This window comes from Tenacibaculum pacificus (assembly GCF_027941775.1).
GTDB lineage: Bacteria > Bacteroidota > Bacteroidia > Flavobacteriales > Flavobacteriaceae > Polaribacter > Polaribacter pacificus_A.
In genome coordinates, this window is the sequence record NZ_CP115917.1 from 2,520,735 (window position 1) to 2,546,321 (window position 25,587).

Sequence of the window (25,587 nt, forward strand, 5' to 3'; positions counted from 1 at the left end):
AATTATTTATACGCTTGATGTATATATTGTGCGTATTTTTTTTGGTTTTCGTTATTTCCTGTTTGAAAAAAATGTACTGCACCATTGGCACGCATAAAAAAATGTTCTAAACCAACTTCTTCTAATATACCTCCTCTAAAAAAATCATCTCTTACAGGTCCTTTTACTCCAGCAAAATAAAAGGAAATATTTCGTTTATGATAATAGCGAATACGTTCTTTTAACATTTCAATTCCTGTACTATCAACTCGATTAATACTTTCGGCATCTAATATAATTAGTTTTAATGAAATTCCTTTTTCTTCGGTCATATCGTCTAATTTTTCACGGAAATAATTACAATTTGCATAAAATAACTGTGCATCAAAACGAAATATTAATATTTCTGGATCTATAATTACTTCTTCAAATCTATTTTTATTTCGATAAAAATCAGAATTTGGTACTCTTCCTAATTGTGCTACGTAAGGTCTGGATGTTCTATAAATCAATACAACTAAAGATAAAAGAACACCTGTTAATATTCCTGGTTCTATTCCTAAAAATATGGTCGAAAAAAAGGTTGCTATTAATAGCCAAAAATCTAAATGATTAGCCTTCCAAAGTCTTTTTGCTTCTTTTATATCGATTAAATTAAATACCGCTACAATAATAATTGCAGCTAATATTGTTTTTGGTAAATAATAAAATACAGGTGTAAAAAAAAGTAACGTAAGTATTACTATTAATGCTGATACAATTGCAGAAACTCCTGTTTTACCTCCTGCTTCTTCGTTTATTGCTGAACGAGAAAAACTTGATGTAGTTGGATATGATTGAAATAATGAACCAACAATATTACTTAATCCTAAGGCTACTAATTCTTGATTTGCACTTATTCTATATTCATCTTGTTTTGCTTCAAGAGTTTTTCCTATTGATATAATCTCTAAATATCCAACCATTACTAATGTTGCTGCAATAGGAAATAATTGTTTTATTAAAACAATATCTATAATAGGAATATTGAATTTAGGTAAACCTGAAGGAATATCTTTTACTATCGCAACATCGGTAAGAAAGTTTTCAAAAAAGCGAAGCACTATAATTCCTAATACTACAACAATTAAAGCATTTGGTATTTTTTTATTTATCTTTCTAAAAAGAACAATTATAATACAAGCTAAAATTCCTATTATAGAAGTATTAATATTAAGATAAGAAATTTTTAAAAAAATATCTTCTAATAAAATGTGTACTTGATCGCTTTGTAAAAAATCTACACCAAGCAAATTTCTAAATTGATTTAAGCCAATAATCATCGCTACCGCGGATGTAAAACCTATAATTACAGGTCTTGATAAAAAATTAACGACAAATCCTAAACGAAAAAGCCCCATTAAAAGTTGCATACTACCAACCATCAATGCTAATAAAATTGCGATAGCAATATAATTTTCAGAACCTATTAAAGCTAATGTAGAAATACCAGTTGCAACAATTAACGAATCCATTGCCACAGGACCAATTGCTACTTGACGAGAAGTTCCGAAAATTACATATATTAATTGAGGTACTAAAGCGGCATATAATCCATAAATAGGTGGCAATCCTGCAATTAATGCATAGGCAATTCCTTGAGGAATTAGCACGGTTGCTACGGTTATCCCAGCTAGAATATCAGCTTTTAATGCTGTTTTTTTGTAGTTGGGTAACCACGCTAATATGGGTATGAGTTTCTTTAGTAATTTCATTTTAAAAAGCCCGCCTTGTGTTGTTTCTCTTATTCTTCCTAAATGTTTATATGCTAAATCTGTAACCTCTCTTCCTCTTGGTGTACGCATTATGAAACCTTGTTGTATTAAAAAAGGCTCATATACTTCTTCAATAGTTTCGGTGTTTTCGCTAACAGCTGTTGCAATTGTACTAAGTCCTACTGGTCCTCCTTTGAATTTATCAATAATAGTTGCTAAAATTTTATTATCCATTTCATCCAAACCATTGGCATCGACATGTAAAGCTTTTAATGCAAAAACAGCAATTTCAATAGTAATACTTCCGTTACCTTTTATTTGAGCAAAATCTCTAACTCTTCGTAATAAGGCATTTGCAATACGAGGTGTTCCTCTACTTCTACCTGCTATTTCAATTGCCGCTTCCATAGAAATTGGCACTCCTAAAATATAAGCACTTCTTTCAATAATGGTAGTTAATAATTCTGTTGAATAATATTGTAATCGACTACTGATACCAAAACGAGCTCTCATCGGAGCAGTTAATAATCCTGAACGAGTTGTTGCACCAACTAAAGTAAATGGTTCTAAATGGATTTGAACAGTACGTGCATTTGGTCCTGACTCAATCATTATATCGATTTTATAGTCTTCCATTGCTGAGTATAAATATTCTTCAACAATTGGACTTAATCGATGGATTTCATCAATAAATAATACATCACGTTCATCAAGATTTGTTAATAATCCTGCTAAATCTCCTGGTTTATCTAAAACAGGACCTGATGTTACTTTTATTCCTACATCTAATTCATTGGCTAAAATATGAGCCAAGGTGGTTTTTCCTAATCCTGGAGGTCCATTAAATAAGGTATGATCTAATGCTTCGTCTCGTTGATTAGCTGCTTCAACAAATATTTTTAAATTATCAATTGCTTGATCTTGACCTGCAAAATCATCAAAAGAAAGTGGACGTAATTTTTTTTCTACATCCAAATCATCATTTGATAGATTTGTGTTTTCAGGGTTTAAGTTTTCATTCATATAGTCACAAATATACTTGAAATATACTATTTGGTTTGTAATAATTGTTACGTAGTGGTATTATCAATGCTAAGATACATATAAGTAAGAAAGATATAAAACAAAAAAGCCTTCCAAAATTGGAAGGCTTTTTTTAATAATTTATATATTATGAAGGTTCTTCGCCTTCTAATAATGGAGTAGTTTGTAACACGTAATCTTGACCGTGTAAGTACTCACCATTTTCATCTGTTTTACTATAATCATAAGCCCATCTGTGAACTTCAGGAATAGCACCTGGCCAGTTTCCGTGAATGTGTTCTACTGGAGTAGTCCATTCTAAAGTATTCGATTTCCAAGGATTCATAGTTGCTTTTTGACCTCTGTACATTGAGATAAAGAAGTTTGCTAAGAATAATAACTGAGCAGCTCCTCCTAAGAATGCCATTAATGTCATAAATACGTTAATTTCAACTAAATCATCAAACATTGGAAAGTTTGAGTTTGTATAATAACGACGAGGTAAACCAGCTAATCCAACAAAGTGCATCGGGAAAAATACTCCGTAAGCAGAAATTATTGTTAACCAAAAGTGCCAGTAACCTAATGTTTTGTTCATCATTCTACCATACATTTTAGGGAACCAGTGATACACACCAGCAAACATTCCTAATAAAGCAGATACTCCCATCACTAAGTGAAAGTGAGCTACTACGAAATAAGTATCATGTACGTTAATATCTAAAGCAGAATCTCCTAAAACTAATCCTGTTAAACCTCCTGTTACGAATGTCGAAACTAATCCGATAGAAAATAACATTGCAGGATTTAATTGTAAGTTACCTTTCCAAAGCGTTGTTACATAATTAAATGCTTTTACTGCCGATGGAATTGCAATTAATACTGTTGTAAAAGTAAACACAGATCCTAAGAATGGATTCATTCCTGAGATAAACATGTGGTGCCCCCAAACAATTGTAGATAAAAATGCAATTGCCATAATAGATCCAATCATTGCACGATATCCAAAAATTGGCTTACGAGCATTTGTTGAAATTACTTCAGATGTTAATCCTAAAGCTGGTAATAAAATAATATATACTTCAGGGTGACCTAAGAACCAGAATAAGTGTTCAAATAATACTGGTGATCCTCCTTGATAATGTAATACTTCTCCAGAGATAAAAATATCTGATAAGAAAAATGATGTTCCGAAACTTCTATCAAAAATTAATAATAAAGCTGCAGATAATAATACAGGAAATGAAACAACACCAATAATCGCTGTGATAAAGAAAGCCCACATTGTTAGTGGCAATCTTGTCATTTTCATTCCTTTTGTACGTAAATTTAAAATAGTTACGATGTAGTTTAACGATCCGATTAATGAAGAAGCAACAAATATTGCCATAGACACTAACCATAAAGTCATACCTGTACCTGAACCTGGAATTGCTTGTGGCAATGCAGATAATGGAGGATAAATTGTCCATCCTGCTGATGCTGGTCCTGCTTCAACAAATAATGATATAATCATTACTACTGATGATAAGAAAAACAACCAGTATGAAACCATATTTAAGAAACCAGAAGCCATATCACGAGCTCCAATTTGTAATGGGATTAATAAGTTTGAGAAAGTACCACTTAAAGCAGCAGTTAATACAAAAAACACCATTATTGTACCATGTATTGTTACCAATGCTAAGTACATATCAGGATCCATAATTCCATCGGTTTGATGATTTCCTAAAAATGCTTCTATTATTGAAAAAGATGTTTCTGGCCATGCTATTTGTAAACGAAATAACATAGACATAAAACCTCCTATAATTCCCATAAATATACCCGTAACAAGAAATTGTTTCGAGATCATTTTATGATCTTGACTAAAGATGTATTTAGTTACAAATGTTTCTTTGTGATGATGATCTGACATAATCTATATATACTTTTAAAAAATATCTTATTTAATAACTTGCGCTAACGTTTTTTGTTCTGATAACCACTTGTCATATTCTGCTTGTTCAACAACAGTGATTTTCATTTGCATATTGTAATGAGATGCACCACAAATTTTATTACATAACAATAAATAATTAAATTCGTAAGGGTCTTCACCTTTTACTTTTCTAATTTTGTTAATTCCAGCTGTTTTTTCTATTACTTCAGAACTTAAACGCATTTCATCCGTAGTAAACTTTGGTGTAAAAGCAAATTGAGTAATCATACCTGGTACACAATTCATTTGCGCTCTAAAGTGAGGTACGTAAGCAGAGTGTAATACATCTTGTGAACGAAACTTAAATAAAACTTTTTTACCCTTTGGTAAAACCATTTCAGTAACTTTCTTATCATCTTGTGCTTTAGGATCAGACATATCAACTCCCATTGAGTTAATACCTTTAATAAAGTTTACGTTTCCTAAACCTAATTCATTATCTGCTCCTGCATAACGTGCTTGCCAGTCAAATTGTCTTGAATATACTTCAATTACAATTGGGTTTTCGTCATCACCAACATACATAATGTTATTCCAAGCCCATAAACCATATCCAATTAATATTACAATTGTTACCGCAGGGATAACAGTCCATATTAATTCTAAAGTATGACTATCAGCATAAAACAATGCCTTTTTACCTTTTTTACCTCTATACTTGTAAGTGAAAAAGAAAATTAAAAATTGCATTGCAAACTGAACAACACCGATTAACCAAAATGTAATGTTAAATAAGTTATCATCATGTTCTCCTTCTATAGAAGCCGATTCAGGTAACATAATTACATTCATGGCTACTAAACAGTAAACCATCATTGCATAGAAAAAAACTAAAAATCCTATAGCTAATTTACCTTGTGTTTCGTTGTCTTTGTCTGTAGCTATTACAGAACGAAGATTCATGATACGTGTAATTTGCCAGAAACTAACTCCTATTGCAATTGCTATGAAAATATAAAATAAAGCGAGCATATTATCTAAACTATTTGTTAATTATTAATGATTACTATCTTCTCCTCTGTGTTCGATATTATAGTAATGGTGTGTTTCACTTTCGTGTAAGAATGGATTTCCTTTTGCTAATGGATTTGCTTTTGCAAACGCACTAAATGTAGCATAAATAAATAATCCTAAGAAGAATAAAATTCCGCTTATTTCTCCAATACCAAATCCATATTGAGCACCAACTGTTCCTGGCATAATCATTACGAATAAATCTAAATAATGACCAGCTAATATTACAACTCCTCCTATTGTTACAAACCAAGGTATGCTTTTAAAATCACTATTTAATAATAAAAGTATAGGGAAAATAAAGTTCATAACTACCATTGCTAAAAATGGTACTTTATATTCATTAAAACGTAATAAATAATAAGTTGTTTCTTCAGGAATATCAGCATACCAAATTAACATAAATTGAGCAAACCATAAGTAAGTCCAAAATACAGAGAAACCAAACATATACTTTGCTAAATCATGAATATGACTATCATTTACAAATGGTAAAAGACCTTTAGCTCTTAAGTAAATTGTTACAAAAGCAATTACTGTTAATGCAGATACTAAGAAAGTTGCTAATACATACCATCCAAATAATGTAGAGAACCAGTGTGGGTCAATTCCCATAATCCAATCCCAAGACATCATAGATTCTGTTACAAGGAAAAGGAATAAGAAAACTACAGAAATATTGTAATTTCTCATGTGTAATTTTAAATCTCCATTTTCTTGTTTTATAGAACCTTTTCTAATGATAAAACGATATACATTCCAAACTGTTAAATAAAAGATACTTCTAATTAACCATCCTGGCGTATTTAAAAACCATTTTTTTCCATCGATAACAGCATCATAATTTGCGTGTTGCGTATCAAAAACTCCCTCATTCATCCAAGGAAATAAGTGATTCATGTGCATCGCTGTTGCTATTAAAAATAATAACATGATAACACTTACATAGTGTAAATTTGCTGTAATAGCTTCCATTACTCTAAATAATACAACAGACCAACCTGCTTGTGCTACTCTTTGAATTGCATAAAAAGCTAACACTAATAATGTCATTCCTAAAAAGAACATTAAAGCGACAAAAAATGCTGCCCAAGGGCGATTTTGCATTTGATGAAAAGCATGTTCTGCGTGAGCATCATGATTTTCGGCATGAGCTTCAGTAGTATCAGTATGTGCTACTGTAGCTTCAACATGTTTTTCGGTTACTTCTTCTGCATGTGCATTATCTACAGCGTGAGCAGTTATTGCTTCTTCTGAGTGTACTTCTTTTACCGCTTCAGTTTCTATTGCTGTAGTATCAGCAGTATGTGATTCGGTTCTTTTTTCTGAATGTTTTTCAACTTCAGTATGTGCTTCTTCAACATGAGGTGTTGCTACTGCATGAGTATCATCCGTAGCATGTTCATCATGATGAGCACCATGTTGTTTTTCTAAAATCGCTTTTGCCTCTGTTAACGTTTTAGGTGCCGACATAAAACTAATGGCAGTACCTAACGCTCCTAAAATCATAAGAGCAATAGCAAGTATTTTTAATTTTCCTGTAAACTGGTACATATCTTAACTATCTATTATAGAGTTATTTTAATTCGCTTCTTAATTTCTCTACATACTGTACAATTTGCCAACGCTCATTGTATTGTAATTGTCCTGCATGAGATCCCATTAAATTTTTACCATACATAATAACATGATAAATATTTCCTGGATTTAAGTCTCTTTCTTTATAGTTTGGTATACCGTTAAATTTATCTCTTTGAGATAAAACTCCATTACCATCACCTTTTTTTCCGTGACAAGTAGCACAGTAAATTCCGTATAACTCTTTACCTTTTGCTAAATTTTTTTCAGTAGTCGCTAAAGGATTTTTTAAAGTTGCTTTCGCTTTTTCATATCCTTCATTTGTATTCGGAATATCATAAGCTACAATACCTTTTCTACTTACTGTACCTGCAACAGGTAACCTGTCTACCATTTTACCATTTAAACCATCTGCACCATTCGCATCATAAGGAATAGACACATACATATCAGGCATATATTGTAGTTGTGGTGTACGTTTATCTCCACATGAAATAACACTTGTTATAACAACTAAAGCAACGATTATTTTAAAAAAACTTTTCATATCTCTTTATTAGTGCTTTTCTACTATGTTAATTTCTACAGCTCCTGTTGTTTCTAACAAAGCTTTTAACTCCTCCTCGTTTCCATTTACAGGAATTTCCATTAAAAAATGGTCATCTGTTGTTCTTGGATCTGGATTCTCTGCTTCTTTAAATGGCCATATTCTACTTCTCATATAAAAAGTAATAACCATTAAATGGGCTGCAAAAAAGACTGTTAATTCAAACATAATTGGTACAAATGCTGGCATATTAGAAAACCAACTAAAGTTTGGTTTTCCTCCAATATCTTGTGGCCAATCTTGAATCATCATATAATTAGTCATCCAAATAGCAAAGCACAAACCTGTAATTCCGTAAAAGAATGCAGTAATAGCTAAACGTGTAGGTGCTAATCCTAATGCTTTGTCTAACCCATTGAACTGGAAATGGACAAAATACTTCTTCAATGTGGTGATGTTCTCCTTTGATTTTCTTAACGGCATCCATTAAGATATCATCATCATTATAAAATGCGTGAATTACTTTACTAGTGCTCATTGTTCTTATCTCTTAATTTTTTAAAATTCTCTCCTGAAGACTTCAAGATAGTCTTAACTTCTGCTTGTGCAATTACTGGGAAAGTTCTTGCATATAATAAGAATAATACAAAGAAAAAACCAATAGTTCCTACAAAAATACCCACATCTACAAATGTTGGTTCAAAACGCCACCATGTTGATGGTAAGTGTCCTTTACTTAATACAATTGCAATAATGTCGAAACGCTCAAACCACATACCGATATTAATAATGATAGAAATAATGAAAGAAAATATAAAACTTCTTCTTAATTTCTTAATCCATAATAATTGAGGTAAAATAATATTACATATTAACAATGACCAAAATGCCCATCCATATGCTCCTGCTTCTGCTCCAAATGATAAATAAGTATAGTTTTCATAAGGTGATCCTGTATACCATGCAATAAAGAATTCTGTTGCATAAGCTACAGCTACAATACCACCTGTTAAAAGGATTACAATATTCATATATTCTACGTGTAAACGTGTAATATATGCTTCCATATTTGTAACCTTACGCATAATACCTAATAAGGTTTGTACCATTGCAAATCCTGAAAAGATTGCTCCAGCTACGAAATAAGGAGGAAATATTGTTGAATGCCATCCTGGGTTAATAGAAGTAGCAAAATCCATTGATACAATTGTATGTACTGAAAGTACTAATGGTGTAGCTAAACCTGCTAACACTAATGATACTTCTTCAAAACGTTGCCAATCTTTAGCTCTACCTGACCATCCGAAAGATAATAAAGCATATATTTTCTTTTGAAAAGGCTTTACTGCTCTATCACGAATCATTGCAAAATCTGGTAATAAACCTGTCCACCAGAAAACTAATGATACAGATAAATATGTTGAAATTGCGAATACATCCCATAATAATGGTGAGTTAAAGTTAACCCATAATGATCCGAATTGATTTGGCATTGGTAATACCCAGTATCCATTCCATGGACGTCCCATGTGAATAATAGGGAATAAACCTGCTTGGAATACAGCAAAAATTGTCATTGCTTCTGCCGAACGGTTAATTGCCATTCTCCATTTCTGACGGAATAATAATAGTACTGCCGAAATTAAAGTTCCTGCGTGACCAATACCTACCCACCATACGAAGTTGGTAATATCCCATGCCCAACCAATGTTTTTACTTAATCCCCACACACCGATACCTGTACCGACTGTGTAGAAAATACACCCAAACCCCCATAACATTGCTGCTAAGGAGATAAAAAATGCGATATACCAATTTTGATTTGCTTTACCTTCTATGGGCTTTGCAATGTCTTCAGTGATATCATGGTAACTTTTGTTACCTAACACTAAAGGTTCTCTATAAGATGATTCGTAATGAGACGACATAAATCTATATACTTATTAGTTTTGTTATTATGCTTCGTTTGTATTTCTTACTTTTACTTGATAAACTACGTTTGGTTTTGTACCAATATAGTCTAACACATGAAAAGCTCTATCATCCTCTTTTAATGCAGTAACTGCATCTTCAGGATTATTTATATCTCCAAATACCATTGACCCAGATGAACAAGCTGATGAACAAGCTGTTTCAAATTCATCTTTATGTACAGCTCTACCTTCTTTTTTAGCATTTAAGATAGTTGCTTGTGTCATTTGAATACACATAGAACATTTTTCCATAACTCCACGAGAACGAACTACTACATCTGGATTTAACACCATTTTTCCGTATTCGTTATTCAATGTTAAAGTCAAACTCGCTATTTTCTGAATAATTAAACCAGTTAAAACGACGAACTCTATAAGGACAGTTGTTTGCACAATATCTTGTACCTACACATCTGTTATAAGCCATTTGATTTTGACCTTGACGACCATGTGATGTTGCTGCTACTGGACATACTGTTTCACACGGAGCGTGATTACAGTGCTGACACATCATTGGTTGGAAAGCTACCTCTGGGTTTTCTGCAGAATTTTCTAAAGCGTCAAATAAATCACCTTTACTTAATTCTAAAACTTTTTCAGTATACTTTCTTTCAACTTCTTTGTTTGATAATCTAGGGTTTTGAGCTCTAAATTCTTCAATAGTCATTGAAGCATCATGTTGCTTATCAACTACTGTAGAAGAATAATAACGATCAATACGCAACCAGTGCATATCTCTACCTACTCTTACCTCATCTTTACCTACAACTGGCACATTGTTTTCAGCGTGACATGCTACAACACAAGCCCCACATCCTGTACAAGATGTTAAATCGATAGATAAATTAAAGTGATGCCCAACTTCACGATTATGGTCTGCCCATAAATCGATACTTTTTGCCTCAACTTCTTGGTGATCATAAGATACCATTGAAGGCTTATTCCAAGTATGTTTTGGATCTAAATTTTTATTTGATACTTGGTTTAAAGTAGCTTCTTTTAAAATATCATTACGACCAGCAAGAGTACTTTGTACTTGAGTACAAGCAAACTTATGCCATCCTGAAGTTTTTTCTATAGAAACATTATATTGAATATGGTTTCCATTTTTATAAAGAGGATACGCATTTAAACCAACTTGCATCTCTTCTTTTAAAGTTTGTGTTCTACCGTATCCTAATGCTAAACCTACAGATCCTTTTGCTTGACCTGGCTGAATCATAACTGGAACTTTTTCAACAGAAACTCCGTTTACCGTTACAGTAGCATAGTTACCATTAATAGCTCCGTTATCTTTTACAGGATTTTCAAAACCTAATTCTCTAGCATCAGCCATTGAAACGGTTAAGTAATTATCCCAAGAAGCACGTGTTATAGGGTCTGGTAATTCTTGTAACCAAGGATTGTTTGCTTGTTTACCATCACCTAATGCAGTTGATGAAAATAAGTTTAATTCAAAACCAGAAGCAGTACTTGTAGTTTTTAATAACTCAGATACTGTATTTGTTATAACTACTGCAGATTGAAAAATCTCTTCGTCTTCAGAAGTAATAACATTTGCTTTGAAAAAACCATCATGCAATGCTTGATTCCAAGATGCTCCACCTAATACATTAGTACTCCAAAACTCTTTTAAAGTATCGTAATAGTTTACAGAACTACCTGACCATTTTAATAACACATCTTGTAACTGACGTGTATTAAATAATGGAGAAATTGTTGGCTGCATTAAACTATACGTACCTTTAGTAATTGTAACATCTCCCCAGCTCTCTAAATTGTGAGGTGCTGGTAATGTATATTGTGTAGCATTAGCCGTTGCATCGTTTTGAGTCGATATTGCAACAGATAATTTTAAGTTCTTAATTCCTTCTGCTAAATCAGCAGCATTTGCTAAAGTATATAAAGGGTTTGTGTTATAAGTAACTAAACCTTTTACAACTCCTGCTTTAATATCAGCAACTAATTGAGCTACTTGAGTATCGTTACCTTGACGTGTTAAATTAACAGCTTTTGTATCGAATATCTCACTTTGTAATTTCTCGTTAATAGCAAAAGCAATTAACTGAGCATTTTTATCATTTAATCCTGTAACAACAACTCCTTTTGAACCTGCCTTTTTTAAACTAATTGCTAGTTTTTTAATTTCAGCATCAATTTGAGTTGCTTTAGAAGGAATTGACTCTCCTGTTACTTCGTTATATAAATTAACTAAAGCATATACTTGATCAGAAGGTTTCACAACTAATCTTTTATCAGCATTTGCTCCTGCTAAAGACATATTACTTTCTACCTGAACATGGTAAGACATTTTACCAGATGCAGCTTTACGACCATCAGTATATGATTTTTCATAACCTCCTTGCCAGTCACCAATAAAATCAGCACCAATAGAAGCGATTACTTCAGCTTTACTAAAATCGTAATTAGGTAAAGCGCGTGTACCATACATTGCTTCGAAAGCATCAGCAGTTGCACTTTCTGAAATAGCATCATAAACAACGTGCTTTACGTTTGGATATGCAGCAGTAAATGCTGTAATTACTTTTTCAGTTGAAGGACTTGCTAAAGTACCTGTTAATAATACTACAGGTTCATTTGCTGTTTTCAACTCATTCAAAGTTGCAACAATTTCTTTATCGGCAGTTGCCCAAGAAATTTGTTCAGCACCTTTTTTAGGTTCTTTTAAACGTAATTGATCATCGTATAATGATAAAACAGATGCTTGTGTACGTGCGTTTGTTTCTCCTGATGCCAATTTGTTAGGCATTACAAGAATCGGACGACCTTCACGTGTTTTTACTAATACGTTTGCAAAATCAAAACCATCTGCTATTGTAGTTGCGTACCAATCAGCAACACCTACAACGATATCATTTGGTTGTACTACATAAGGGATTGATTTTCTTACGGGACCCTCACAAGCTGCTAAAGAAGCTGCTGCTGTGGTAAATCCAACATATTTCAAGAAATCTCTACGTGAGGTTGATGAAGTTTCTAACGTTTCTTTATCACCTAAAAATTCATCTGTAGGAATATCTTGTACAAACTCATTATTACGTAGCGTTTCAACAACAGAACTACCTTTTAGTTCTTCAACACTTTGCCAGTATTTTTTGTTTGAAGCCATTTATATATGTGTTTTTCTACTTTCTAATTGATTAATAGTGGCACTTACCACACTCTTTTCCACCTAACTGTGCTATTGAAACTTGATCAACTCCATACTTTGCTGCTAATTGCTTATGAATTTTAGCATAGTATTCATTTCCTTTCAAGTCTACTTTAGTCTCTTTATGACAATCGATACACCAACCCATTGTTAATGGAGAGTACTGATATACCTCTTCCATTTCTTCAACTGGTCCGTGACATTTTTGACATTTTACACCTGCAACAGTTACGTGCTGTGAGTGATTAAAGTATGCAAAATCTGGTAAATTATGAACTCTAACCCATTTAACAGGCTTAGTGTTACCAGTATATTCTAAATTTTCAGCATCCCATCCGGCAGCATCATATATCTTAGCTATTTCTTTATCTAAATCAGATTTAGTTAAAGTATGATCATCCATAACCACTTTAGTATCATCTGCTACTTCTGAAATATTCTTATGACAGTTCATACAAACACTTACTGAAGGAATACCTGAAGTTTTACTATGTTTTGCTGAAGAGTGACAATATTGACAATCTATCTTATTATCACCTGCGTGAATTTTATGCGAAAAAGCAATTGGTTGAATTGGCTGATAACCTTCATCAACACCTACTTGAAATAATGTTCCGAATAAAACATAAATCCCAATTAAAGCTCCAAAAATCACAGCTAACACATGTAAAAATGTATTCTTTTTAATACCTTCCCATAACTCAGCTGTTTGACCTGCTAAACCTGGTGTTTTAGGTGCTCCTTTTAACTCACTAATTGTTTTTAATAAACTAGCAATAATTAAAAAAGCAACAATAATCGCTGCTGCTAAAATATACAACAACCATCCTGGAGCATCTCCTTTTTCAGTTGAACCAGCTGCAGCAACTTCAGTTGCACCTGCCTTCTTAATCTCACCAACAGTTGTGTAATAAAGAATATCATCAATATTTTTATCTGTTAACTGAGGAAAAGCAGTCATATTAGATTGCTTATATTCTTCAAAAATTTCAATTGCATCTTTATCTCCAGAAGCTCTTAACGCTGCGTTGTCTTTAATCCAAGACTTTAACCAATCGTTTTCTCTTCTGCTTTCTACTCCTCCTAGTTTAGGACCAACAAGTTTTTTATCTAACTTGTGACAAGAAGCACATAAAGACTTAAATAATTTTTTCCCTTCTTTTTGACGGGCTTCATCAACATCTTGTGAAAACGCTGAAAAACTCACGAATAAAACTAAAAAGAAAGCTAAACTCTTTACGAGTGTCTGGGTTAATCTGTTGTGATGTTTCACACTTTTCATACTGTTAAATATAAGTTTTAATAGATTTTTATCTATAAGACTATTATAAAAATAGCACATAGAAGGTTACGCAAAAGTACTACTTATCTCTAAATTGTGAAAAGTTAAGAGATTGCTAATTTATAATTTATATTTGTTCTAAATAACTTAAGTAGACAATCTATTAAATTGTAAGTCATTACTTTTGTATAAAGTTTTAATCAAATGAAAAAAAGAGGTATTATACTAACTTTAACGTTATCTCTTACAATAGGTGTATTTAGTACAAAAGCACAAGAGAAACACAATAAAAATAAAGACATAGCTTCTCTTATTGTTAAGAAAAGAGAATATAATAAACGAAATGGAACTGGTTACAGAATCCAATTATATAATGGTTTAGAAACGAAAGCTAAGAGTTTACGAAACAGATTTCAGATTGAATATCCGGGTGTTTATACAAAAATCACCTACGATCAACCTGATTGGAAAGCACAAGTTGGTGACTACAGGACAAAATTACAAGCAGATAAAGCTTTAAATAAAATAAGAGAAAAATTTAATGGTTCTATTGTTATTCCACTATAAATAAAAATCAGAATAATAGGTAAACAAAAAAATCAGTGCTAAATTTAGCACTGATTTTTTTGTTATATGTAGTATAATTATTCTTTAAAATAATTTATGACTCCTCAGAATTATCTATAATATCGATATTTTTAGCTCGTTTTTTCCAATTCATTCTTGCTAGTTTTTGTAAATCGGCAACATTATCGCTCTCATCCATAATTTCAAAACCTAAAAGGGTTTCAATTACATCTTCTTGAGTTACTAAACCACTTACAGAACCATATTCATCAACAATTAACGCTAAATGCTCGCGTTGTGCTACTAATTTTTTAAATAAATCAGGAATTGATAACGTTCTTTCTGCAATTAGAATAGTTCTTTTGATTGATTTTAAAGGTTCGTTTCCTTTTTTCTCAACCAAAGCAAGTAATAATTTATTTTTTAAAACATAACCAGTTATAGTATCCGAATTATCAGAAAAAACAGGAATTCTTGAAAAGTTTAGTAAGTTATTTTTATCAAAAAAGGATTGAATTGTTTGATTTTCATCAGCTGATATAAGAACTGTACGAGGCGTCATAATATCTTTTGCTTGAACATCTTTAAAATTCAACATATTTCGGATAACATTACTTTCATCTTCATGAAAAACACCTTCTTGTTCTGCAATATCTGTCATCGCCGAAAAATCTTCCCTACTTAAAACACTTTCCCCATGTCCTCCTTTTCCTCCAATTAACTTAGTAGTCAATTGTAAGATCCATAAAACACCTGTCCATTTTAATGGAAAAATCATTACTTTTAATGCCTTTGTTGTAAAACCAGCTAATTGTTTCCAATAGGTAGCTCCAATTGTTTTTGGAATAATTTCTGATGCCACTAAAATTAAAATAGTCATAACTGCAGAAACGATAAAAACACCATAACCATCATCATTAAATATCTTTTTAGCTTCAGTACCTACTAAAATTGCACCAACAGTATGAGCAAGGGTATTTAATGTAAGAATAGCAATTAAAGGTTTATCAACATCTTTTTTTAAGATTTCTAATCCTGTTGCAAAAGCTTCGCCTTCGTTCTTTTTCACATTGATAAAAGTAGCGGTTACACTTAGTAAAACTGCCTCTAAAATAGAACATATAAAAGAAAAAAAGATAGAAACTGTAGCGTAAATAATTAATAGTGTCATTTAATTTTGTTTAATTTTTAGCTAAAATACGTAAAAAAGAAAACCTCAAACATTACTGTTTGAGGTTTTATTATAATTATAAAGTTTTTATTTAGAAACCATAACTTAAACCAGCTAACCAGTACGATTGTACTTTTCCTGGTGTTGCTTCTAAAGAAGGATAATTTGTTAAAGCAGAATTAAAAGCTTCTTGTTTATTAGCTCTTAAACCAGATTCAACTCCTACTCCAATACCTTTCCAGATATTAAATCCGATAGAATTTATCCAAGTTGCGTTAGATAAATCTGCTGATTTATAGCTTTGGAAAGTAGATAAATTAGATCTGAATTTAAAGTTACCTATTTTCTTGTTGTATTCAGCAACAATTTTAGCACCTAAAGAAGAATCAAAGTTTGATCCTGATTTACTAAATACATAATTGTAGTTTAATGGGTGTGCAACTACTACTAATTCTGGAATAGGAATCCAAGTAAGTCCAAGTCCAAAATCTAAATAACCTGCGTCATTAAAATTCTTAATTAAAGAAGTTCTGTATTCAACTAAAGTTGAAGCAGCTAATGTTTTAGTTAATTTATAACCAAATAAAGAAGTTACTGTAAAAACATCAGTAGTTCCGTTAAATTCAGTATCGTCATTAGGGTTATTTTTATCATCTAATTTAACCCAACCTAAATTAATATTTCCTGAATTTCTCCAAAAATATTTTTCTCTATCTAAATTAGCAAAACCGTTTACAGTAATACCTACATTTCCAGCAGATGAATTAGGAACAGTATTAGAATACCAGTTGTCGAAAGCTGAGAAATTAGCTCCAATTGTACCAAATGCACCATATTTCCATCCTGGAAAAGCATCAATTTTAGATTGTAAAGCATTAGCTTCACCTTGTAATTTACTTATTTCACCTTTTTTAGTTGCAAGATCTTTTTTTAGTTCTTCTGCTGTTTGTGCTTGTAAAGAAACAATAGAACAAACAAATGCTAATGTTAAAATTATTTTTTTCATTATATTAATTTTTTCAAATTTTTAAGAGCGCAAAACTACGCATTTTATTAGACAACCTTCTTTTATAAAAGTCACTAATTTTTAACATTTATTTTTTAAATAAAGGCACTGTAGAACAAGCTTCACCAAACATAATGCTTTTACAAATTGGCTGAATTTTGCTTACTAACAGTGTATAAGCACTTTGTGGAATTGGTTTATCAGAACAACCTTTTATTATTAATCTTTTGTCTTGATATAAAGTTGTATCTAAATTTGTGATAATATCATTAAAAATTACAGTTTCTAGTAATTCTAAATCACCAACTACTATTTTTTGAGCAAATTCGGTTAACTTAGTTGTTAATAAAAGATATGCCCAAGAAGGAATTACCGCATCAACAGAACAACTTAAAGCAACAAATGTGTCTTTATATTGCGACCAATTATGATTTTTCACTTGTTCTCTAAAATCTTTCTCACGAAGAATTAATTCTTCATACAACCAATCTTTAATATCAAAAACAATACGATTTCCTTGAGGATAAAAATCTTCAAGATCAATTGTTATTAATTTACTGCCTGCAACTCTATTTATTATTTCTTCTGCCATTTTTATAGCATTCCAAGTTCTAACTTCGCCTCTTCACTCATCATTTCATTTGTCCAAGTAGGATCAAAAGTAATTTCAACCTCACAGTTATTAATTTCTTCTAATGATTTCACCTTGTTTTCAATATCAACAGGCAAACTTTCCGCTACTGGGCAATTTGGCGATGTTAAAGTCATTAAAATTTTAGCATCCTTTTCTTCAGAAACGAATACATCATAAATTAATCCTAACTCATATATATCTACTGGAATTTCAGGATCATAAATTGTTTTTAAAACACCTACTATTTTATCTCCTAAATCGTCTAATTCTTTATCTGTCATCTTTTCTACTTCTTTATGTTGTTAATTTAGATTGTTGCGCAATCGCATACATTTTAATTTGCTTAATCATAGAAACTAAACCATTAGCACGCGTTGGGCTTAAATGTTCTTTTAAACCAATTTCATCGATAAAATCAGTTTTAGCTTCTAAAATTGCTGCGGGCGTTTGATTAGAATATACTCTTAATAATAACGCTACAATTCCTTTAGTTAAAATAGCATCGCTATCGGCAGTAAATAGAATTGTGTTGTTATCTAACTCAGAATATAACCAAACTTTTGATTGGCATCCTTTAATTAAATTTTCATCTAACTTAAAGGTATCCTTTATCATAGGTAATGATTTTCCTAAGTCAATTATATACTCGTAACGCTCCATCCAGTCATCAAACATAGAAAACTCGTCAATAATTTCTTCTTGTATTTCTTTGATAGTCATTTTTTAAAACTATTTTTGCACTGTCTAAAGACACTTTATTAAAAGTGCAAAATTACAGTAAAAAAACAAGAAATGAGCAAATTATTAGCAGTTGGTACCGTAGCTTTTGATGCTATTGAAACACCTTTTGGTAAAACAGATAAAATATTAGGAGGTTCGGGAACTTATGTAGGTTTGGCGGCTTCTCATTTTGGAGTTAAAACCGGAGTAGTTTCTGTAGTTGGAGGAGATTTCCCTCAATCATATTTAGATATGATGAACAACAAAGATATTAATACCGATGGTATTGAAGTTGTTAAAGAAGGAAAAACATTCTTCTGGAGTGGTAAATATCATAATGATATGAATTCTCGTGATACTTTAATTACTGAATTAAATGTTTTAGAACATTTTACACCAGTAGTACCTGAAAATTTTAAAGATGCAGGTATTGTAATGTTAGGTAATTTACACCCATTAACACAAGCATCTGTTTTAGATCAAATGACTGAAAAGCCAAAATTAATAGTACTTGATACTATGAACTTTTGGATGGATATCGCATTAACAGAATTACATACCGTTTTAAAACGTGTAGATGTGATTACTATTAATGATGAAGAAGCTCGTCAGTTAAGTGGAGAATATTCGTTAGTGAATGCTGCGAAGAAAATTCAGTGAAATGGGACCTAAATATGTTATCATTAAAAAAGGAGAACACGGAGCTTTATTATTTAGTGAAGGAAAAATGTTCTTTGCGCCAGCATTACCATTAGCAGAAGTATTTGATCCTACAGGAGCAGGTGATACATTTGCAGGAGGTTTTTGTGGATATTTAGCAAAAACTGAAGATATTTCGTTTGATAATATGAAAAACGGAATTATTTACGGATCTAATTTAGCTTCCTTTTGTGTTGAAAAGTTTGGAACACAACGAATGGAAGAGCTTACAAAAGAAGAAGTGCTAACACGCTTGCAGGCTTTTAAAGAGTTAACACAATTTGACATAGAATTATCATAATTTAAAAATCCGCGCTTTTTGCTGCGGATTTTTAAATAACAAGAATAACAACAACACACAACATCCTTTAAATATTTTTTCAAATGAGTGACGCTATTAAACATGAATGCGGTATTGCAATGGTTAGATTATTAAAACCATTACAATATTATAAAGATAAATACGGAACTGCACTTTATGGTGTAAATAAGATGTATTTATTAATGGAAAAACAGCACAATCGCGGACAAGATGGTGCAGGTTTAGCAAGTATCAAATTCGATGTAACACCAGGAACAAGATATATTAGTCGAATTCGTTCGAATCAAGCACAACCTATTAAAGATATTTTTGGAAAAATAAACAACAGAATTAATGGTGTTTTTCAAGAAAATCCTGATAAAACAGATGATACTGAATGGCAAAAAGATAATGTTCCTTATTTAGGAAACTTATTTTTAGGACACCTTCGTTATGGTACTTTTGGAGGAAACTCAATCGAAAATGTACACCCTTTTTTACGTCAACGTAACTGGAGACATCAAAGTTTAATTGTAGCTGGTAACTTTAACACTGACCAACTCAAAACAACTTTTAAATGATTTAATTGATTTAGGACAACATCCAAAAGAATCAACCGATACTGTTACAGTAATGGAAAAAATCGGTCATTTTTTAGAAGATGAAGTTTCTGATTTATACGCTAAAGCGAAAAAAGAAGGTTTTAGTAAAAAAGATGCCTCTCCTTATATTGAGGAAAATTTAGATATCCAACGAATTTTACAGCGTTCAGCAAAAAACTGGGATGGTGGTTATGCAATGGCTGGATTATTAGGACATGGTGATGCATTTGTATTAAGAGATCCTTCAGCTATTCGTCCTGCATTTTATTATCAAGATGATGAAATTGTTGTTGTAGCTTCAGAACGTCCTGCAATTCAAACGGTATTTAATGTTCCTATTGATAAAATTAAAGAAATTGATAGAGGTCATGCTTTAATTATCAAGAAAAATGGGAAAACTTCTATGTCTCCTATTTTAGAACAACGTACTAAAAAGTCTTGTTCTTTTGAAAGAATTTATTTCTCTAGAGGAAACGATGCTGATATTTATACAGAACGTAAAAACTTAGGAAAATATGTATTCCCTAATGTTTTAAAATCAATTGATAACGATATTGAAAATGCTGTTTTCTCTTACATTCCTAACACTGCAGAAACTTCATTTTTTGGAATGATGGAAGCTGCTGAAGATGTATTAAATCAGCAAAAAACAACTGCTATTTTAGCTGGTGGAACAAAATTATCTAAAGAAAAGGTAATCGAAATTTTATCAAAAAGACCTCGTTTTGAAAAAATAGCTATTAAAGATGCTAAATTAAGAACCTTTATTACTGATGATAGTAGTAGAGATGATTTAGTAGCACACGTATATGATGTTACTTATAGTGTTGTAAAACCAACCGATAACTTAGTAATTATTGATGATAGTATTGTTCGTGGTACAACCTTGAAGAAAAGTATTATCAAAATATTAGACAGATTAAACCCAAAGAAAATTGTTGTAGTTTCTTCTGCTCCTCAAATTCGTTACCCTGATTGTTATGGTATTGACATGGCAAAAATCAATGATTTTATCGCCTTTAAAGCCGCTTTAGCATTATTAAAACAAACTAATCAATATGATATTATTGATACAGTATATGCTAAATGTAAAAAGCAAGAAACTAGCGAAGATAAAGATGTTGTAAATTTTGTAAAAGAAGTATATGCTCCTTTTACTGATGAAGAGATTTCTGGTAAAATTGCAGAGTTATTAAAAACATCTGATATTAAAACAGATGTTGAAGTAATTTTTCAGAATGTAGCTAATTTACATAAAGCTTGTCCTGATAATTTAGGTGATTGGTATTTTACAGGTGATTATCCAACAGATGGAGGTAACCGAGTAGTTAATCAAGCTTTCATAAACTTTTATGAAGGTAATGATGAAAGAGCTTACTAAGAGAAATTTTAAAAGCTAAAAACGGTTATAAACAAATATTAATTTATAGTATATATCCAAAAATCATACAAAAGTATTTTAATAAAAAGAGCTCGATAGTATATCGAGCTCTTTTTTTGTGTTAAAAAACATCTTTATAGCCTGTTTTAAATTCATTTAAAAACGTTTTATCGCTGAAAAATCGAATCTGTCAAGCTGAATTTATTTCAGTTTCACATCCTGATTAGCCATATTTCTTCACCTTATGCGATTCTGAAATAAATTCAGAATGACGATAATTTGGTTTTTATTTAATTTTTAAACAGGCTCTAAATTTATATCATTCTAAAACAATAAAAAACTCGAGCAGTAATGCTCGAGTTTTTTTATTTTATATAAAATATCTAATTAATTATTGATAATCCAAGAGACATAATACAATTGCCCTATTTGACCAGATCCTGGTGCAACAAAGTATTCTTTACCAAATAAATTTGTTCCTCCAATTTTAAATTTAGACTTCATCGAAGGTATACGATAATTTAACTGAGCATCAACTACAGTTCTTGCATCCACATTTCCTTTAATAAATTGTGATATCCACTTATATTTGTCTTGCCATCTAGCGTTAATATTAAAACCAATATTTCTGAAAATTTTATTATTTCCAAATTCAACTTTTACAGTATGTTTTGGTGTGTTAAAATTTGGTTCAAAAAATCCTAAATCTTTATCTACAATTTCATAATCTATAAAATCATAACTGAACCCAAAATTAAAAGATTTTAGTAACTTAGTCTTTAAACCAATACCAAAGCCATAAGATGTAACTTCTGATTTACTATTGGTTACAATATTAAACTCTTGTGCTAGAAGATCACCATCATCATCAACACTATAAAGTGAAGTATATGCTAATTCATCAAGAACCAATACTCCGTCAACAATTTCACCTGCTTGTATAGCTGGATCTGCTAATTCTGCTGTTGTTAATTTTCTATTACCAAAAGGATAAACTAAGCCTAATTTAGGGGTTATAATATCTTGTATAAATACAAAATCTTTATGTTTACTATAAAAACCATTAATATCTATATTAATATTATTAGTTTTTGTAACACCAAAAAAACTTCGATACCCTAACTCAAATGTTTTTACTTCTTCAGGTCTAACTTCTGTATATACTGATTTTACAAAATCTTTACCTGTGTAATCATCTTCAGGATATACAGATCTGGTTAGTAATGAATTATTAATTATATCTTCACCTGAAATAACTCCATCTAAATTATCATATTTTACACCGTGTAATTCATTATAATTTTTACCGATAGAAATTCTAGTTAAGTTATCTTTTGAAGTCCCTAAGTTAATTTTTCGCCCTAGTTGATTTCTCAAATATTGTTCTTGTATTGTTGGGTTTCTAAAACCTGTTTGATAAGAAGCTCTTAAAAAATGATTTCTATCTTCACCTAAAGCATAATTTACAGCATAACGAGGTGAATAATTTCCATCAAAATTTTGAGATTTATCATAACGTAAAGATCCTATTAATTTTAATCTATTATTAAGGAACTTTTTTTGAACTTGAGTATAAAAACCGTATTCGCTTATATTAATAGCTTTTGTAGCATCATTAAAAATTGTTCCTTTAGAGTTTGGATTGTACTGCCTAAATGATCCTCCAGCCTGAACATCTCCCCAATTGTTTAATAAATTACTAAAATTATAATTCCCTTCAACACGTGAGTAAGTACTCTTATCGTATATTTTACTACCACCTTCGGTAATTAATGTTTCTTTAACTCTTTTTAACTCTTTATCAAATTCAGATGTACCAGGCTGTAATGTATATGAATCAGCATAGGCTCTAGCTTTTTTCATAACATCTAAATTAGTTCTGAAATTACTTAAATCAGCACCACTATCATACATTTCTATTAAATAATCTTCCCCCCAATACTCTCCAGATAAAGAAGTCATTATCGTACCTGTTCTATTTAAATTAAACGAATTTCCTGCATCGTTTACAGTATGATACGTTCTTAAGTAAAAATGGTTTCCTTTTACTTCAAATTTTGATTGATTAACATAAGCATCTTCTTGAGTATACCTTGAACTACCTTGAAATAAACTGCTACCTGTTGCTACTCTTGAGCTTAGTATTAATTCTAAAGATTCATTTTGAAAAGGTCTATAATTGAAAGATACATCAAATTTTAAATTTTTTACTTTTTGACTCCCTCCTAATAATTCTCGTTCTGAATACCCTGTTCGGCTAATATTAAAATCTTGAGAAAAATCGAAATCATCATATTCAGGACTATAAAAATCTACTCCAAAAGAATATTCCGCTATATCTAGTAAATTGACACTACCATTAAATTCATCTCCATAAATATTTATACCATCATAATTTAAAGTAGTATTTCTATTTCCTTCGATAATTTTATTAGTATCAATTTGTTTATTTCGTCTATCATTTGCGTGCCACTCTTCAGCTACTATGTAGCTGAAATTAACTTTCGCAGCAAAAGACTCACTAAATTTATATGCCATACGTATAGCCGCATCATAAAAAGTATTATTTCCTGCCATTTCCTGATAAGTATTACCACTTTTTAAAGAAACACTAATACCTGTAAAATCGAAAGGGTTTTTAGTTGTCATTAGCATAATACCATTATATGCATTAGCTCCATATAGTGCTGAAGAAGCACCTGGTAATACCTCTATATGTTGAATATCTAAATCAGAAACTCCTGATAAATTACCAGGACTAAAGTTTAAAGCTGGTGCAGCAGTATCCATACCATCTACTAATTGAATAAACCTAGAATTAGTAAAATTAGAAAAACCTCTAGTATTAATTGATTTGAAGCCATAATTACCCTCTCTTGAATCGATTCCTTTTAAATTTACTAAACCATCATAAAAAGAATTTGAAGATGTTTTTTGAATATCATTCAAACCAAATCTTTCAATTGTTACTGGAGATTCAATAATTTTTTCAGGAATTCTAGAGGCAGATACAACTACTTGATCTAACAAAAAACTCTCTTTTAAAATGATATTAATTGATTTTTTTAAACTTGTAATCATAAGTTCTTCTGCTTGATAACCAAAAGCAGAAACCCTTAAAGTTAAAGGAAATTTTTGTGTGCTACTAAACTTAAACTCACCATCCTGATTTGAGACAGTACTTTTTCCATCTAAAGTAACCTTAGCATTATAAAAAGGTTCTAGATATTCATCATAAACTACACCTTTTATCTCTACTTGTGCATATGAAATAATGCTATACAAAGTAAAAACAATCATTATTGAATATTTTTTTAACATTTTAAAAGTTATTTTGTCTAATTATAAAATTATTCTTCTAAAGAAAAATTGATAGGAAAACCATATTTTACAGAAGTATGTTTTCCTTGTTTTTTAGCTGATTGAAACCTTGGTAATAATGAAACAACTCGTTTAGCTTCGTTATTTAATACTTCACTATCATCAGGACCTAACGTTTTAATATTTTTAACATAGCCACTTTTACTAATAATAAAACGAACCCAAACTTCACCTTCTATATTCTGTATTAAAGCTTCCGAAGGATAACTAAAGTGCTTAGAAATATGTTTCATCATTTCATTATTAAAACAATCAGACTCTTCACCTTTCTTTACTTTTTGGCAAGCATCAAAAACAGGTATTCTATCTACAGCCGTAAATTTTAATGCCTTTTTAACTTCTTCTTTTGATAATTTATTTTTAAGATCTTCAATATTTTTATTTATATTGATTTCCTTTGAAATATTTGCAGCGACTAAATCAGTAGTCTGTTTTTCATTAGAAGAAGAACTGACACCTGAAGTAGTTAAATTATTGGTTGAAATGACCATTTTTTTCTTCAACATTCTTCTTCTAGCAGATACTTTAACACTAATTTGCCTAGATTTTTTATTCTTCGAATCTTTTAATGGAGTTATAGCACATTTAGTTATGCTATTTAAATCGATATCTGTACTCTCTGGAGATTCACAAACTTCTTGCCCAAAAAGAACAGAAGATGTTATAATATATAATAGTGTAAATAAAACTGTTTTTTTCATAAAAAATGACTTTAAATAACTCACTATCAAATAACAAGCCAAACTTAATCAGGCGGCAAATATATTAAAATAATATCATTATTAGATAGTAAAATATTTTTTAATTTAAAAAAAGTATTTT

The 25,587-nt window shown here is 31.0% G+C and carries 17 protein-coding genes and 4 pseudogenes; 3 read left to right on the plus strand and 18 right to left on the minus strand.

Annotated elements, in window-relative coordinates; all coding sequences use genetic code 11:
• Nucleotides 1-2 precede the first annotated feature (2 nt).
• From PG913_RS11500 to PG913_RS11545, 11 genes and pseudogenes are all read right to left on the minus strand, one after another.
• A complete protein-coding gene (locus PG913_RS11500) occupies nucleotides 3-1,733 on the minus strand; it encodes a SulP family inorganic anion transporter (protein WP_271232174.1) in 1,731 nt (576 codons plus the stop codon).
• Nucleotides 1,734-1,736: 3 nt separating this feature from the next.
• Nucleotides 1,737-2,756: pseudogene (ruvB, locus tag PG913_RS11505) on the minus strand (Holliday junction branch migration DNA helicase RuvB); the annotation flags it as partial.
• Between the two features lie 148 nt (nucleotides 2,757-2,904).
• Nucleotides 2,905-4,674: a cytochrome c oxidase subunit I gene (locus PG913_RS11510; RefSeq protein ID WP_271230832.1), complete on the minus strand. Its 1,770-nt coding sequence runs from the start codon at nucleotides 4,672-4,674 to the stop codon at nucleotides 2,905-2,907.
• 27 nt (nucleotides 4,675-4,701) lie between these two features.
• Nucleotides 4,702-5,709, minus strand: coding sequence for a cytochrome c oxidase subunit II (locus PG913_RS11515; RefSeq protein ID WP_271230833.1), 1,008 nt, complete (start codon nucleotides 5,707-5,709; stop codon nucleotides 4,702-4,704).
• A 24-nt stretch (nucleotides 5,710-5,733) separates the two neighbouring features.
• Nucleotides 5,734-7,305: a quinol:cytochrome C oxidoreductase gene (locus PG913_RS11520; RefSeq protein WP_271230834.1), complete on the minus strand. Its 1,572-nt coding sequence runs from the start codon at nucleotides 7,303-7,305 to the stop codon at nucleotides 5,734-5,736.
• 22 nt (nucleotides 7,306-7,327) lie between these two features.
• Complete coding sequence (locus PG913_RS11525) at nucleotides 7,328-7,876, minus strand: c-type cytochrome (RefSeq protein ID WP_271230835.1); 549 nt, start codon at nucleotides 7,874-7,876, stop codon at nucleotides 7,328-7,330.
• A gap of 9 nt (nucleotides 7,877-7,885) precedes the next feature.
• A pseudogene (locus PG913_RS11530) lies at nucleotides 7,886-8,414 on the minus strand (DUF3341 domain-containing protein).
• The gene (gene nrfD, locus PG913_RS11535; RefSeq protein WP_271230836.1) at nucleotides 8,404-9,804 is read right to left on the minus strand and encodes an NrfD/PsrC family molybdoenzyme membrane anchor subunit; all 1,401 of its coding nucleotides are present in this window, start codon (nucleotides 9,802-9,804) and stop codon (nucleotides 8,404-8,406) included. Before nrfD ends, PG913_RS11530 begins: the two are co-directional and overlap by 11 nt.
• A gap of 27 nt (nucleotides 9,805-9,831) precedes the next feature.
• Nucleotides 9,832-10,164 carry a 4Fe-4S dicluster domain-containing protein gene (locus tag PG913_RS13030; RefSeq protein WP_408648490.1) on the minus strand — a complete coding sequence of 111 codons (333 nt, stop codon included), beginning with the start codon at nucleotides 10,162-10,164 and terminating at the stop codon, nucleotides 9,832-9,834.
• Nucleotides 10,157-12,979, minus strand: a complete 2,823-nt coding sequence (locus PG913_RS11540) for a TAT-variant-translocated molybdopterin oxidoreductase (RefSeq protein ID WP_408648491.1) — start codon at nucleotides 12,977-12,979, stop codon at nucleotides 10,157-10,159. The genes PG913_RS13030 and PG913_RS11540 overlap by 8 nt, the downstream gene beginning before the upstream one ends.
• Nucleotides 12,980-13,010: 31 nt before the next feature.
• The gene (locus PG913_RS11545; protein WP_271230837.1) at nucleotides 13,011-14,303 is read right to left on the minus strand and encodes a cytochrome c3 family protein; all 1,293 of its coding nucleotides are present in this window, start codon (nucleotides 14,301-14,303) and stop codon (nucleotides 13,011-13,013) included.
• 204 nt (nucleotides 14,304-14,507) lie between these two features.
• Between PG913_RS11545 and PG913_RS11550 the strand changes: the two genes are divergently transcribed.
• Nucleotides 14,508-14,870 (plus strand): SPOR domain-containing protein, encoded by a 363-nt coding sequence (locus PG913_RS11550; RefSeq protein WP_271230838.1) that lies wholly within the window; start codon nucleotides 14,508-14,510, stop codon nucleotides 14,868-14,870.
• A 94-nt stretch (nucleotides 14,871-14,964) separates the two neighbouring features.
• Here the strand turns inward: PG913_RS11550 and PG913_RS11555 are convergent, their stop codons facing one another.
• The 5 genes from PG913_RS11555 to PG913_RS11575 form a co-directional block, all read right to left on the minus strand.
• A complete protein-coding gene (locus PG913_RS11555; protein WP_271230839.1) occupies nucleotides 14,965-16,041 on the minus strand; it encodes a CNNM domain-containing protein in 1,077 nt (358 codons plus the stop codon).
• A 91-nt stretch (nucleotides 16,042-16,132) separates the two neighbouring features.
• A complete protein-coding gene (locus PG913_RS11560; RefSeq protein ID WP_271230840.1) occupies nucleotides 16,133-17,047 on the minus strand; it encodes a DUF3078 domain-containing protein in 915 nt (304 codons plus the stop codon).
• An 88-nt stretch (nucleotides 17,048-17,135) separates the two neighbouring features.
• The gene (locus PG913_RS11565) at nucleotides 17,136-17,639 is read right to left on the minus strand and encodes a DUF2480 family protein (protein ID WP_271230841.1); all 504 of its coding nucleotides are present in this window, start codon (nucleotides 17,637-17,639) and stop codon (nucleotides 17,136-17,138) included.
• 2 nt (nucleotides 17,640-17,641) lie between these two features.
• Nucleotides 17,642-17,962: a DUF59 domain-containing protein gene (locus tag PG913_RS11570; RefSeq protein WP_271230842.1), complete on the minus strand. Its 321-nt coding sequence runs from the start codon at nucleotides 17,960-17,962 to the stop codon at nucleotides 17,642-17,644.
• 13 nt (nucleotides 17,963-17,975) lie between these two features.
• Complete coding sequence (locus PG913_RS11575; protein ID WP_271230843.1) at nucleotides 17,976-18,401, minus strand: SufE family protein; 426 nt, start codon at nucleotides 18,399-18,401, stop codon at nucleotides 17,976-17,978.
• 72 nt (nucleotides 18,402-18,473) lie between these two features.
• Between PG913_RS11575 and PG913_RS11580 the strand changes: the two are divergent.
• Together PG913_RS11580 and PG913_RS11585 are read left to right on the plus strand one after the other, a co-directional pair.
• Nucleotides 18,474-19,401: pseudogene (locus tag PG913_RS11580) on the plus strand (PfkB family carbohydrate kinase).
• Nucleotides 19,402-19,484: 83 nt separating this feature from the next.
• Nucleotides 19,485-21,384: pseudogene (locus tag PG913_RS11585) on the plus strand (amidophosphoribosyltransferase).
• Between the two features lie 387 nt (nucleotides 21,385-21,771).
• Here PG913_RS11585 and PG913_RS11590 read toward each other — a convergent pair.
• Nucleotides 21,772-24,684 (minus strand): TonB-dependent receptor plug domain-containing protein, encoded by a 2,913-nt coding sequence (locus tag PG913_RS11590; RefSeq protein WP_271230844.1) that lies wholly within the window; start codon nucleotides 24,682-24,684, stop codon nucleotides 21,772-21,774.
• Nucleotides 24,685-24,734: 50 nt separating this feature from the next.
• Nucleotides 24,735-25,466: an energy transducer TonB gene (locus tag PG913_RS11595; RefSeq protein WP_271230845.1), complete on the minus strand. Its 732-nt coding sequence runs from the start codon at nucleotides 25,464-25,466 to the stop codon at nucleotides 24,735-24,737.
• Nucleotides 25,467-25,587: the final 121 nt, after the last annotated feature.